The organism is Nonomuraea lactucae, assembly GCF_003313395.1.
GTDB lineage: Bacteria > Actinomycetota > Actinomycetes > Streptosporangiales > Streptosporangiaceae > Nonomuraea > Nonomuraea lactucae.
Map to the genome: position 1 here is coordinate 1 of NZ_QNFZ01000062.1, position 12,591 is coordinate 12,591.

The 12,591-nt window shown below is 68.4% G+C and carries 14 protein-coding genes and 1 pseudogene; 10 read left to right on the forward strand and 5 right to left on the reverse strand.

Features of this window, described 5'->3' with window-relative positions; translation table 11 throughout:
- Positions 1-240: 240 nt before the first annotated feature.
- Positions 241-441: an EF-hand domain-containing protein gene (locus DQW85_RS05095; protein ID WP_113699261.1), complete on the forward strand. Its 201-nt coding sequence runs from the start codon at positions 241-243 to the stop codon at positions 439-441.
- A 124-nt stretch (positions 442-565) separates the two neighbouring features.
- Here the strand turns inward: DQW85_RS05095 and DQW85_RS05100 are convergent, their stop codons facing one another.
- Positions 566-3,055: a S8 family serine peptidase gene (locus DQW85_RS05100; protein WP_113699262.1), complete on the reverse strand. Its 2,490-nt coding sequence runs from the start codon at positions 3,053-3,055 to the stop codon at positions 566-568.
- A gap of 374 nt (positions 3,056-3,429) precedes the next feature.
- Here DQW85_RS05100 and DQW85_RS05105 point away from each other — a divergent pair, with 374 nt between their 5' ends.
- From DQW85_RS05105 to DQW85_RS05115, 3 genes are all read left to right on the forward strand, one after another.
- Positions 3,430-4,068 carry a GNAT family N-acetyltransferase gene (locus tag DQW85_RS05105; protein ID WP_113699263.1) on the forward strand — a complete coding sequence of 213 codons (639 nt, stop codon included), beginning with the start codon at positions 3,430-3,432 and terminating at the stop codon, positions 4,066-4,068.
- Between the two features lie 36 nt (positions 4,069-4,104).
- Entirely contained in the window at positions 4,105-4,575 is a 471-nt protein-coding gene (locus DQW85_RS05110) for a hypothetical protein (protein WP_205314888.1), read from the forward strand.
- A gap of 210 nt (positions 4,576-4,785) precedes the next feature.
- The gene (locus DQW85_RS05115) at positions 4,786-5,802 is read left to right on the forward strand and encodes an SMI1/KNR4 family protein (protein WP_162794739.1); all 1,017 of its coding nucleotides are present in this window, start codon (positions 4,786-4,788) and stop codon (positions 5,800-5,802) included.
- Here DQW85_RS05115 and DQW85_RS05120 read toward each other — a convergent pair.
- The 3 genes from DQW85_RS05120 to DQW85_RS05130 are packed head-to-tail and all read right to left on the reverse strand — an operon-like array spanning position 5,714 to position 7,592.
- On the reverse strand, positions 5,714-5,992 hold the full coding sequence (locus tag DQW85_RS05120; protein ID WP_113699265.1) for an NUDIX domain-containing protein: 279 nt from the start codon (positions 5,990-5,992) through the stop codon (positions 5,714-5,716). The two genes, DQW85_RS05115 and DQW85_RS05120, sit on opposite strands and share 89 nt — an antisense overlap.
- 18 nt (positions 5,993-6,010) lie before the next feature.
- Positions 6,011-6,631, reverse strand: a complete 621-nt coding sequence (locus tag DQW85_RS05125) for a DJ-1/PfpI family protein (protein ID WP_113699266.1) — start codon at positions 6,629-6,631, stop codon at positions 6,011-6,013.
- 4 nt (positions 6,632-6,635) lie between these two features.
- Positions 6,636-7,592 carry a GlxA family transcriptional regulator gene (locus DQW85_RS05130; protein WP_240196933.1) on the reverse strand — a complete coding sequence of 319 codons (957 nt, stop codon included), beginning with the start codon at positions 7,590-7,592 and terminating at the stop codon, positions 6,636-6,638.
- 221 nt (positions 7,593-7,813) lie between these two features.
- On the opposite strand from DQW85_RS05130, the gene DQW85_RS05135 reads away from it, so the two are divergent.
- From DQW85_RS05135 to DQW85_RS47550, 5 genes are all read left to right on the forward strand, one after another.
- On the forward strand, positions 7,814-8,059 hold the full coding sequence (locus DQW85_RS05135; protein ID WP_113699268.1) for a hypothetical protein: 246 nt from the start codon (positions 7,814-7,816) through the stop codon (positions 8,057-8,059).
- The gene (locus DQW85_RS05140) at positions 8,031-8,546 is read left to right on the forward strand and encodes a DUF6879 family protein (protein WP_113699269.1); all 516 of its coding nucleotides are present in this window, start codon (positions 8,031-8,033) and stop codon (positions 8,544-8,546) included. The genes DQW85_RS05135 and DQW85_RS05140 overlap by 29 nt, the downstream gene beginning before the upstream one ends.
- A 14-nt stretch (positions 8,547-8,560) precedes the next feature.
- Positions 8,561-9,415, forward strand: a complete 855-nt coding sequence (locus DQW85_RS05145) for a DUF5753 domain-containing protein (protein ID WP_113699270.1) — start codon at positions 8,561-8,563, stop codon at positions 9,413-9,415.
- Positions 9,416-9,468: 53 nt separating this feature from the next.
- Positions 9,469-9,768, forward strand: coding sequence for a hypothetical protein (locus DQW85_RS44160; protein WP_162794740.1), 300 nt, complete (start codon positions 9,469-9,471; stop codon positions 9,766-9,768).
- A 417-nt stretch (positions 9,769-10,185) separates the two neighbouring features.
- A complete protein-coding gene (locus DQW85_RS47550) occupies positions 10,186-10,317 on the forward strand; it encodes an early set domain-containing protein (protein ID WP_275888173.1) in 132 nt (43 codons plus the stop codon).
- Positions 10,318-10,860: 543 nt separating this feature from the next.
- Here DQW85_RS47550 and DQW85_RS05155 read toward each other — a convergent pair.
- Positions 10,861-12,156, reverse strand: coding sequence for a hypothetical protein (locus tag DQW85_RS05155; RefSeq protein WP_113699271.1), 1,296 nt, complete (start codon positions 12,154-12,156; stop codon positions 10,861-10,863).
- A gap of 177 nt (positions 12,157-12,333) precedes the next feature.
- Here DQW85_RS05155 and DQW85_RS05160 point away from each other — a divergent pair.
- A pseudogene (locus tag DQW85_RS05160) lies at positions 12,334-12,591 on the forward strand (hypothetical protein); the annotation flags it as partial.

Below are 12,591 nucleotides of genomic sequence, written 5' to 3' on the forward strand. Positions count from 1 at the left end.
TGCCTGGCCAGCGGCCGAATTCCGAGCAGGCCGGACTAGGCCCCAGGTGCCACAGGGGTCTTCCACCACAGATCCGAGGTGTACGTGAGTCGCATGGCCTGCCCGCTACCCGGAGCCGGCGCGCGCATGCCATCGCCTGGCGCACGGGCGATAGACGTCCCCAAGTCAGGGCATTCGTCAGTGCACTACAACAAATCACCACTAAGGTCTGACCGACACGCATCCCGCAGGAGGGCCACCATGAGCGACTACACCCTCACCTTCGACCTGATCGACGTCGACAAGGACGGCCGCATCTCGGCCCACGAGCTGGCACGGCTGATGGAGGCCCTCGGCCAGCCCATCACCCTGGAGCAGGCACAGGCCGGGGTGGCGAGGCTGGACAAGGACGGCGACGGCCTGATCGACATCGAGGAGTTCGGTGCGTTCCTCCAGGACTGAGCCCAGGACTGAGCCCGGGACTGAGCTCCTCCAGGACTGAGTTCGCCACAGGCGTCGGAACCTCCACCGCCCGAGTGGCCTCGGCAGCCACTCGAGCGGTTGGTGGCACCTGGTTGCCTCGCTGTCACCACTCCACGGCGGCACCCGTGTCGAGAAGCTCGCCCATCTCGCCGACCTGTCCCTCGACGTCGCCGAACGCGGACCAGCCGCCGTTCCCGTACCTGATCGCGTGCCAGAGCCGCCCGGCGGCGTTGCTCGCGCAGACGTGCAACTGGAGGCCCGCGGCGGCGACTGAGACGCGCCGGTGCTCGCCCTTGTCGCCCGTCTGGCCCTCGACGTCGCCGAACGGCTGCCAGGAGGCGGGGTAGCGGATGGTGTGCCAGAGCCTGCCGGCCGCGTTCACCGCGCACACGTGCAGGTTGGGCCCGATGGCGGCACAAGAGACGTCGATGAGGTCGCCCATCTCGCCGGCGGCGCCCTCCACGTCGCCGAACGGCTGCCAGGCCGTCGGGTAGCGGATCGTGTGCCAGAGCCTGCCCGCGGCGTTGACCGCGCACACGTGCAGGTTGGTGCCGATGGCGGCACAGGAGACCCCGCGGAGCGAGCCCATCTCGCCGGCGGCGCCCTCCACGTCGCCGAACGGCTGCCAGGCCGTCGGGTAGCGGATCGTGTGCCAGAGCCTGCCGGCCGCGTTGACCGCGCACACGTGCAGGTTGGTGCCGATGGCGGCACACGAGACGTCGACCAGGTCTCCCATCTCGCCGGCGGCGGCCTCCACGTCGCCGAACGGCTGCCAGGTGCCGTTGGCGTAGCGGATCGTGTGCCACAGGCGCCCCGCCGCGTTGATCGCGAGCACGTGCAGCTCGGGACCGATGGCCGCGGCGGCTGTGGAGCGCAGCCGGCCCATGTCGCCGGTCTGCCCCTCGACGTCGCCGAACGGCTGCCACGAGCCGTTGCCGTACCTGATCGTGTGCCACAGCCGGCCTTCGGCGTTCACCGCGACCAGGTGCGTGCGGTCGAGGGCGTCGAGCGCCTGCAGCGCGTTGATGCGGCCGTAGCCCATCTGCTGGTTGCGGGAGCCGTGCGGGAAGCCGGGCTGCTGCGCGTAGGGGACGGCGCCCACCTTGTCCGCGGTGCGTTCGATGACCTCGCGGACGCGCTCGGCCGGCAGGTTCCGCCGGTGGGAGCGGATGGCCGCCGCCAGGCCGGCGACGTGGGGGGTGGCCGCGGACGTGCCGTTGAAGCGGTCGAAGTAGTCTCCGGCCGGGTTGTAGCCGCCGCCACCGTTGATGTCGGTGGTCGGGATCAGCACCCCGGGAGCGACGACCGATACCCCTGGACCGTAGTTGGACCCCCACCATGTCTCGCCGTCGGGGCTGGTCGGCGACTTGCGGTTGTCGTTCTTGTCGGACGCGCCGCAGGCCATGACGAGCGGGTGGCGGGCCGGGTAGCGGTTGACACCGCCGTGGTTCTCGTTGCCGGTCGCCGCGCACAGCACCACCCCGTTGGCGGCGGCGGCCTGCAGCGCCGGATCGATGATGCCGAAGTTCCAGCCGGTCGGTCCCAGTCCGTCGCCGGGCGCGTAGACGCCGAAGCTCATGCTGATGACGTGGGCGCCGTTCTGCACCGCCCAGCCGATCCCGCGGGCGCACTCCACGTCGGTCCAGGAGACGAACGCGGCCGGCAGGACGCGGCAGCGGCCCGCGACGCCCGCCACGCCGATCGCGTTGCCGATGGCGGCCGCCGCGATGCCCGCGCAGCAGGTTCCGTGGCCACGGACGTTGCCGGGGCCCTGCGGCCCGCCGGGCGCCGCCATCGTGTCGAGCCGCACCCCGGGCGCCGACAGGACCAGATCCTGATGCGCCTGCTCGACCCCGGAGTCGAGCACGCAGACCACGATGTCGGGCGCGCCGCTGCTCACCTCCCAGCCCGACCGGCCGGTGCCACCCGCGACGATCTTCGTCATGTTCCACTGGCCGGCGTAGAGGGGGTCGTTCGGGTTGAGCAGCGCCGGCGTGACCATGGGCATGATCTCGAAGTGAGCCTCGGCGACCACGTCCGCGTCCTGCCGGCGGATGTCCTCGCGGATCTCGTAGGCGTCGTGACGCGCGGGGTCGGAGATCGTCCAGTACGTCAGGCCGATCAGGTGGCGTGACAGCTCGGGCTCCTGGCGCAGGCCGTGCGCGCTCATCCGCTCGGTGAACTCGGCGGGATCCACCCCCTGCCTCGGTGCGATGACCAGCACGTTCGGCAGCGGGGTGACCAGCGAGCCCGGCCCCTCAGCGGTGCCGACCCGGTAGACCGGGCCGACCCACTCGACCGTCGCCGCGCCCTGTAACGAGTCGAGCTGCGCGTCGGTGACCGCCGCGCCGTCCCGGGTGTGCGCCCACATGCGGCCTTCCGGTTCGTTGAGGACCGCGGCCCGGGCGTCGGCGGTGGGCGCCGCTGCCTCGTCGGCGGTCGTCGCCGGTCCCTCGTCGCGGACGAGCCCGGCCGCCGAGAGAACGTCGGGGCCGCCCGCCGCGACGCTCGGGGCGACGGCGAGCAGGACACGACCCGGCTCAAGGGTCATGACGGCGCCGGATCCGTGCTCCAGAGTCTGAGGGAAGGCCATCGAAACCTCCGTGGATGAGGAGACATCTGCGTCTCCACGCGGAGGGTGCGCGAGCACAGGGTCCGCGCACCCGCGGAAGCCTCATCGTCGATCCGATAGCAGCAGGGCGCACCGGGGTCTGGCTCAGGGATAACCCTAGGGTTGGCGGGTGAGCACCCCTGGCTTTCCCACGGACCTACTCACGGACTTCCCGCGGACTTCCCAGGGGCTTCCCACGGGCTTTCTCACCGGTTTTCTCACGGGTTTTCTTACGGAGCCGCGAGCGGGATGGACACCGACCGACGCGGGCAGCCCACCCAAGCCGACGGGCGGGCTGACCACGTGGTCGTTTATCGGGATGACCTGGTGGGCGCCCCTCGGCACAATGGGCAGACATGCGCCACTGGCCCCTCTTCGCCCTACGCCTGACCGCGCCCCGCCTCGAACTGCGCCTGCCCTCCCTGGACGACCTCGACGAGCTGGCCGACCGCGCGTTGGAGGGCGTGCACGATCCGGGCCTGATGCCGTTCGGCGTGCCATGGACCGACGCCCCCGCCGCCGAACTGCCGGGCAACGTCGTCCGTTTCCACCTCGGGGTCATCGCACGGTGGCAGCCGGAGCAGTGGTCCTGCAACTTCGTCGCCGTCCATGAGGGCCGCGTGATCGGCTGTCAGGAGCTGTCCGCCACCGGCTTCCGGGTCACCCGCGAAGTGCACACGGGCTCGTGGCTGGGCCGCGCCCACCAGGGAGCCGGGCTCGGCACAGAGATGCGCGCCGCCGTGCTCCACCTGGCCTTCGCCGGGCTCGCCGCCGAGACCGCGCGCTCCGAAGCCTTCCTCGACAATCCGGCGTCGCTGCGGGTCTCACGCAAGCTCGGCTACCGGCCCGACGGCCTGTCCGTCCATCAGGTACGGGGACGGCGCGCGATCCAGCAACGCCTGCGCCTGGACCGAGACGACTTCACCAGCCCGGTGCCTGTGGAGATTCACGGCTTGGAGGCATGCTTGCCCCACTTCGGCCTGACGCCCGCATGATGGTAGCCAGGCCGTGCGAATCAGGAGGGACGCGACATGACCGAGCGGAGGATGAAACCGGCAGGCACGACTCCCGCCACAGCCGATGGTGGCTACTCGGGCACACCTCTGGCCAGGAAGATCGGCGTCAAGAGCGGCCACCGGGTACGCCTGCTCCACGCCCCTGACCAGTGGGACATTCCGGACCTGCCCCAGCACTGCACAATCGTCGGCCAGGACATGACCGGCGCCGACATCACCATCGCCTTCTACCGCTCCCACAGCCGGCTGTCCGTCGAAGCTTCCGAGCTGGTTGAAGATCTGGCCGACCAGGGGATGTTGTGGATCGCCTGGCCCCGCCGCGCGGCCGGTCACGACAGCGACGTCACCGAGAACGCGCTACGCGAACTCTTCCTCCCACTCGGCGTCGTTGACGTGAAAGTGGCGGCGCTCGGTGAGGACTGGTCAGGTCTCAAGTTCGTCCGGCGCAGGGAGAACAGGGGCAACCTTCGGGATCCGGCTTTCTGATCTCCATGCAGTCCGGTTGGAGATACTCTGCCGGGCATGCGGCGATTGATCACTTCCCGAGGCGTATGGCTCGCCCTTACGTCTATCGCGATGGCAGCGACGGTTGTCGTGATCACGCGTTCCCGCCACCGCTCGGCGCGCCGGCGTCCAGTCCCGCAAGATGAGGCGACCCCCGGTACCTCGGCTCCCGCCCGAAGCGAGAGCGAACCCGTGGCGCAGTGGCCGCCGGTCCCCATCCTGGGCATTCCCACTGCTGAGGACCTCGAGCGCTACGCCGCCAAGCCCTCCGGCTTCGGGCGCCCCGCACCCAGAACGAACTTCGACGGTGTTCAGACAAGGGCACCGCTGGACGAAGCCGCCCGACGCCGTCTCACCCGCTGGGGCATCGCCGGGGCTGCGCTCTGCCTGCTCACAGTCGGTACCCACGCCCTCGAATCCGCGGTCTTCTCCAACACATCGGGGGGAGCGGCCCTCAGCGTGGGCCTTGGCCTGTACCCGCACGTGGGCTTCGGCCTGTACCCGGAGGCGTACCAGGACGAGATTCCCGCTCCGGACGACGGTCACGTCCCTGAGCCCAGCCCAGAAGAGCCGACACAAGAACCGGTCCCGGCCACTCAGTCGGGTCCCGACGCGGACTGCCGGCCCCAGAGCCACAACCCGCGTGTACGAACGCTCGACGCGAAAGTGACCCGAGCAGTGAACCGGCAGTGGCAACGCATCGAAGCCTGGCTCAGAACCCACGCCCCCAGAAGCCATCGAACACTCGGCAAGCCCGCGACGGCTGTGAGCATCGCGGCAGCGGAGGCGCGGATGGGCTTACGGTTCCCCGACGACCTGCGGGCCTCACTGCTGCGGCATGATGGAGCCGCCTTCGGCTTCCTCGGCAATCAGGGCTCAAGCGTCCGAGACATCCAAGACACCTGGCGACGATTGTGCGAGCTCGACGGTGACGCGGAGTCGTCCGATCCACGAACGGAATGGTGGGACGGGCGCATGCTCCCCATCGGCACGAACGGAATGGGGGACCATCTCGTGATCGACTCGGTGAAGCGTGACGTCGGCAACACCGATCATGAAGGCAACATGAGCTTCACCCCCGGAGGGGTCCGCATCCGCTCCTACTACGCCCTGCTGAAGGTCACCGCCGACGCCATGGAGAACGGCGGCTCCATCGGCTACTGGACACCCAGGGCGGTCGCCGGTGTGCTCGACTGGGAAGTCCGCTGAGCCACCACGAGCGGCGGCACGTCCTGACCGTGGCCGGCTCCGCAGGCTTCACGGTGATGCCGGTCTCTTCCGTCACCTCGCGAGCCACTACGGCGGCTGTCGTCTCGTCGACGTCCATCACGCCGCCCGGAAGCGCCCATCCGCCGCTGTCGCGGCGGCGGTGCAAGGATGTGCCCCTCTCCGTCGACAACCACGGCCGACCCTCCGATCAGAAGCCGCCGTCGATCAGCTTCAGCGCCTCCTCCTTGAGCCCGCCCAGTGTCGTCATGTCGAACGGCGGCTTGGGGTCGTACTCGATGGCCAGTTGTACGGCTTGAGCCGTACGGTCACCCGACTCCATGGCCAGCAGCGCCAGCGCCATGTCGATGCCCGACGACACTCCGGCGGCCGTGACGACCTTCCCGTCGAAGACCACTCGCTCGTTCACCGGCTCCGCCCCCAGTCCTTTGAGGTGCTCCACCCAGCCCCAGTGCGAGGTGGCCCGCCTGCCACCCAGCACCCCCGCCGCGGCCAGGACGAACGCCCCCGAGCAGACCGACGTGGTCCAGCGCGTGTGCCGGTGTGTTCTGGCGATCCAGTCCGTCAGCGCCTTGTCGTTCATCGCCGGGACGGTGCCCGGCCCACCCGGCACCACGATCAAATCCGGCTCCGGCACCTCCTCGTACGAGGCCGTCGCCATCAGGGTCAGCGTCCCTTGATCGTCCGTGACCGGCCCCCGCTGCCCTGCCACGAAGGTGACCTTCCACCCCGGCGCGAAGGCCAGCGCGGTGTACGGCCCCACCACGTCCAGCGCGGTGAACTTCTCGTACAACGGCATCGCCACGTGCATCGCTTCATCCTTTCCTCGAATGGAACCGGCGACGGTAGTCGCCCGGCGAAACCCGCCAATGCCGGCGGAAGACCCTGTACAACGTCTCCGGCGCCCCCAGCCCCGTGAGCCGGGCGACCGTGTCCAGCGGATGGTCGGTGGCCTCCAGCAACCTCCTGGCCGCCTCGGCTCGTGACCTCTCCACGTACCGCCCCGGCGACAACCCGCTCTGCTCGGTGAACACCCTGGAGAAGTGCCGCTCGCTCATCCCCGCGCGATGTGCCAGCGCCGGCACGCTCAGATCCTCGGCCGGGTTGCTGTCGATGTAGACCAGCAGATCCCTGAGCGATTCCCGCGCCGGCATGCTGATCTCCATCGGTGTGCTGAACTGGCTCTGCCCGCCCGGCCTGTGCAGATAGACCACCAGCCCGCGTGCCACATCCCTGGCCACCTCGTGCCCGTGATCCTCCGCGACCAATGCCAGCGCCAGGTCGATGCCCGCAGTCACCCCCGCCGACGTCCAGACGTCGTCGTCCTTGATGTAGATCGGATCCGCGTCCACCTCAACCGCCGGATGCCTCTCGGCCAACTCCCGCGCGGCCAGCCAGTGTGTCGTCGCCCTCCTGCCATCCAGCAGACCCGCCTCGGCCAGGATCAATGCCCCGTTGCACACCGAGGCCACTCGCTTGGCCCTGCCCGCCAGCCTCGCGACCCCCTCGATCAACTCCTTGTCGTGCCGCCGCTCCGGCACCGACAACCCACCCACGACCAGCAGGGTGTCGATCTTCCCGTCCAGCTCGCCGATCGGCATGTCCACCGTCACGGTGACGCCCCCGTGCGCCTTGACCGGGGACCTGCCGGGGCCCGTGACCTCCACCCGGTAGGCACCCCGCCGGATCAGGCTCGCCGTCGCGAACACGTCGGCCGGACCCGCCATGTCGAGCAACTGGAAGCCTTCGTGGACGACGATGACTACTCGCATGGCTTTCATGCTGGTCGCGCCAGGTTTTGGCGTCAACGACACGAAGATTGCAGATTACGCCATCAGCCGAGCCCCCCCTCGCGAGCAGGGGAGGGACATGTCGTCTTCTCCGGGCCAACCCGTAATGACTCGGTCTGACGGGAGCCCTTGACTGTCTCGCAGACTCCGTTCAGGCTCGCAGGTGCGCAAGTCCACGCACATTCGAAGCACTGGAGGCGACCATGGCGCTACGCTTCGTCGGCATCGACCCCGACACCAACGGCGACAACTGCCCTTCCATCTGGGTGGATGATGAGGACGGCAGCATCGTGATTCAGGGGTGGGAGGTCACAGACACTACCGACCTGGCGCAAGTGGCCGCGCGTAGTCCAATCCCGGATCATGAGAAAGTAGTTCGCGTCCCACGGCGCATGGCGTCGTTGCTCATGGAGGCTTGCCATGCCAGCACCACAGACGACGTTCGTTGATCTCATCGGCCAGTGCCGGCACACTGCCATGCATCTGGAGTTGCGTGACACCTACACACCGGACGACCCCGTGTACCTGGACTGGAAAGCAGGCCACGCCATTGACGCGGTCGCTCGATGGCCCGAATGGGTCGAACTGGCCACGACCACGATCCGTCGCGGAGTGAGCATCCGCCGGGCACGAATCGTGTCGGAACCCGTCACCGACTTCATTCGCTACGAATACGAACTGACCGACGCTCTGAACGTCGGCGTTGGTGAGTCGGTTCGCTGGCTCCCCCGGAAGCGAGCCTCAGACCTTGCTCTGCCGGGCAACGACTTCTGGCTGTTCGACGGAAGGCTAGTCCGATTTGGTCTCTTCTCTGGTGACGGCGTCTACTTGGGCGACGAAGTGTCGGAGGACCCTGACGTGATCAAGCTGTGCGCGTCAGCGTTTGAGGCCGTCTGGGAACGAGCAATTCCGCATCAGGAATACCGTCCTTCCTGAAGCTAGAAACGCACGTGGCCACCTCCCCGCACTCAAGCGTTCAGCAAGCACGTAAGGGCGTCGCCCAACGACTCCGTGAGATCCGTTTGGACGCTCGCCTGACTGCGCGGGCGCTGGCCGCGTCGGCAGGGTGGCATGAGAGCAAGTGTTCTCGCATTGAACACGCGCGCACGCCGCCCTCCGACGCGGACATCCGTGAGTGGTGCCGTATCTGCGGAGCCGAAGATCAGGCTCAGGAACTCATCACGCTGTCACGAGCCGCTGACTCGATGTACGTCGAATGGCGTCGTGTCCATCCGACTGGTCTACGCCAGTTGCAGGAAGCTCGTGTGCCGCTCTACGAAGCAACGCGTCATTTCCGGATCTACTGCTCACAGGTCGTTCCTGGTCTACTCCAGACACCCGCGTATGCGGGCGCGCTGTTGACCTCCATCGCACAGTTCCACGAGACACCGAACGATGTGGAAGCGGCCGTGACAGCGCGCGTCGCTCGATCACGCGTCCTCTTTGAGGGGGATCACCGCTTTGCCGTACTGGTGGAGGAATCTGTCCTGCGCTATCGCGTCGGCGATGCGGAAGTCATGGCCGGGCAGCTTGGTCATCTCCTTGCCGTGACCTCCTTGCCTTCAGTCTCCCTAGGGGTGATCCCTTTCACCGCTCAGCGCCGCGTTTGGCCTCTGGAGGGTTTCAACATCTTCGACAACACTCGGGTGCACATTGAGCTACTGTCCGCCGCTGTGGCTGTCACACAGCCGCGTGAGATCGCCGTCTACATCCAGGGCTTCACAGGGCTGGCGGAGTCAGCCGTGTATGGAGCAGAAGCCCGAGATGTGATCACATCTGCAATCGCCGCGCTCGATCATGCGTAGAAGTTCGTGCAAGTTCATTGAGGCCCCGAAACGCCCGCTCCTACCGTCGATGCATGCTCACAGGACACATATCCCCTGCTATCCCGTGCAGGAAGGCCGTAGCCAGGCCGAAGGTATTCGTAGGGGACCTCGCTCCCGAGCCGCTTGCCGAGATCGGCCCTGAAGCCGCGCCACCAGCTCCCAAGCCATGGACTCGGGACGAGTTCAGGGAGTACTTGGTCAGGCGCGGTGTCAAGGACTGTATGGCTGAGCGGGCCCTGGGCATTGAGGGGATTCTCGACCTTGTGGAGGCGCACGGCTTGCTGGAGAAGCAGCCGAACACGATGAACTTGCTGAACGCGGAGATCGCGTGATGAGGGTCGCCGAGTTGATCCCGGGCTATCGGCGGGCAGTCTGATGAGCAGTGCAGCAGCAGGGGGTACAGGGTTCCGCTACCCGTATGTGATCGGCTTCACCGGGGAAGCACTCCCGGTTCACCACCTGGAATGGAAGCCGCGCTCAGGAAGGCGGCAACTGAGCTATGCCCTCCCCAGGGGTGGGGACTGGAGTCTGGGCGTGCTGCGGCTGCGGCAGAACCAGACGCGGGCGGGGCGGCCCGATTTCACGTCGGTGAACACGCGGCGTCAGTGGCGGTGCATGGACATGCTTCGCTGAGCAGACGCTGTCTGTGAACTCCGGTGAAAAGCATGTTACGGCCCGCGTGTCCTGTTTCCTCCCGGCTCTCCGGCCCGACATGCTACGGCCAGTCCCCACCCCCTGGGAGGATTGCGATGCTCAGGCGTTCACCCCTGTTCGGTACGAAGACCCGGATCACTTTCGCCCTGCCCGCTGACGAGCCCGCGGGTATCGTCAGCGTCGTCGGTGACTTCAACGACTGGTCACCCGGCCGCACGAACTCCTGACCCGCCGCAACGGCGTGCGCTCAGTGTCGGTGATCCTTCCACCGGGGACCCACCGCTTCCGCTACCTGGCGACCGGCGGCATGTGGTTCGACGATGAGTCGGCCGACCACGTCGACCAGCACGGCAGTCTGCTGCACCTGTGACCCGGCGTCGCCGCATGAACCACGGGCTGTTCTAGTTCGCCAGCAGTCGCGGGCAATGCTTCCGTCTCGCGCGTCGAGTCAGGAGCATTGCCGTGGTGCCTTTCGCGGCAGGTTCGGGAAGCCGGGCGCGGTCAGGAACCGCGCGATGGCCCAGGTGTCCGTTTCGGCCGGGCGGGCAGGCGGCAGATGGTCAAGCCCTCAGATGGGCAGTGGGCGGGCCTCAGGCGGCCGACCACATGTCGCGGAGGTAGGTGGCCGGCCCGGCTTGCGGCGGGCGAAGCCCGCCCTTGGATGAGGCAGCCCGAGCGCAGCGAGGCCCTTTGTGGCGGGCGGGCGTCAGACGGTCAAGCCCTCAGGTGAGCAACGGGTGGGTGTGGTGGGCTTACGGGGGGTGGGGGGCTTACGGGGTGTGGACGTACACCTGGCCGAAGACCTCCGACAGGGCCTTGAGGTCCGTGGGGGCGTCCACCTCCGGCTTGGTGGGGTCGTAGACGGTGGCCAGGCGGGGGCGGATCTCGGTCAGCTTCTTGAGCTGGTCCCAGGCGGTGTTGGCCGCCCACTTCTCGCCGTACAGCCTGCTGACCTGGCCCTGGTCGTTCTGCCAGCGGCTCCACAGGACGACCGTCTCGGCGGCGTCGTTCTGGAGGGGGGTCGCGATCCGGTCGGTGATGGCCTTGGTGGCCTGCTCGGTGGTGAGCTGCGGGGCTCCGGGGGCGGCGAAACCGGCGTCCTCCGCCGCGATCTGGGCGTAGGCGTCCCAGGCGCGGGCCCGGACCTGGATCCACTGGTTGCGCTGCGCCTGCGCGGCGTCGATCTTCCAGGAGGCGTACGAGGTGGCGAGGTGGCCGCTGTCGAGGGCGAGCTGGTCGAGGTGGCCCTTGGCCAGCCAGGCGCCGATCCGGTCGGGGTCGAGCAGCGGGTACTTGGCGGTCACGGCGGCCTTGCAGGCGTCGTCGGCGCCGCAGCCGAACACCGGTACGACCGTGTGCGCCGCGAGCTTCCTGCCCGGTGCCAGTCTGCGCAGCTCGGCCGTGGTCTCGGCGACGAACTTGTCCATCTCGTCGGCGTTCTGGAACGTCTGGCCGACCCCGAGCTGCCTGGTGAACCTGACGCCCACGACTCCCGGCTGCATGGCCACGGCGGCGAGCTTCTTGGCGGCCTCGGACAGTTTGCCGGCCTTCCAGTCGTCGGCCAGCTCCGAGTCGACCCAGACCCGCATGCCCGCCGCCGCCGCGGTCTTGACGGCCTGCCCGGCGGTGCCCTTCTCGGCGTCCGAGACCTGGGTTCGGGTGAGGCCGTCCGGGGTGACGTAGCACTGCTCGCCCGTCGCGCACTCGGGGGTGCCGCCGTCCTCGCCGCCCTCGGTGTCGGGCTCGCCGACGTCGTGGAGCCGGCCGTCGCCGTCGCCCTCGCCCGGGGGATCGGTGGGGCATTCGTTCCCGGGCTCCGTGCAGTTGATCAGGATGGGGTCGATCGGCTGGGCCTCCTTCAGGTGCTGGCCGTCGTTCGCGAGCCAGAACCTGGCGATGTCCGCCGCCTCCTCCGGAGTGGCCATCCAGCGGCAGACGACGTACGACGGGGTGCCGTCGGCCATGAGGTCGTTGCAGCTGCGCGGATCGTCCTGCGACCACGCGGGGACGCCGATGCCGAGCAGTGAGAGGGCGAGTCCTATGACGAAGAGCTGCCGCAGTCGCATCAGGCGCCTAACTCCAGGGGTGATCGTCGGGCATCTAGCACGATATCCGGATGATCTGCGCCGTTCAATGAGATCAGCGGCTTTCCTCACGTGGGTTCTCGACGCCGTGTGGTCCTGGCTGTTGCGACAGGGCGGGCGCCGGATATCCGGACGACAGGTGGTGGCCGGACGGCAGAATTGGCCCTGATCGCGGCGTTGCGGATGGCCTCCGCCGAGCACCCCGAGATCCGGTCTCCCATCGAGCGGGCCGCCGAGGCGCGTCACTCGGTGGGCACGATCGCGGGGGTTCTGGTGTCGCTGCGCCTGCGGCCCGGCCGCCCGATCCTGGTCGCCGTGCTGCTCTGCTTCCCCTCCGCGGTGCCGTACGCGCTGCTGGGGCTCGGCGCGCCGCTGGCCGCGCTGCTGTCGCCCGGCGTGCGCGGCCTGCGCGCCCCC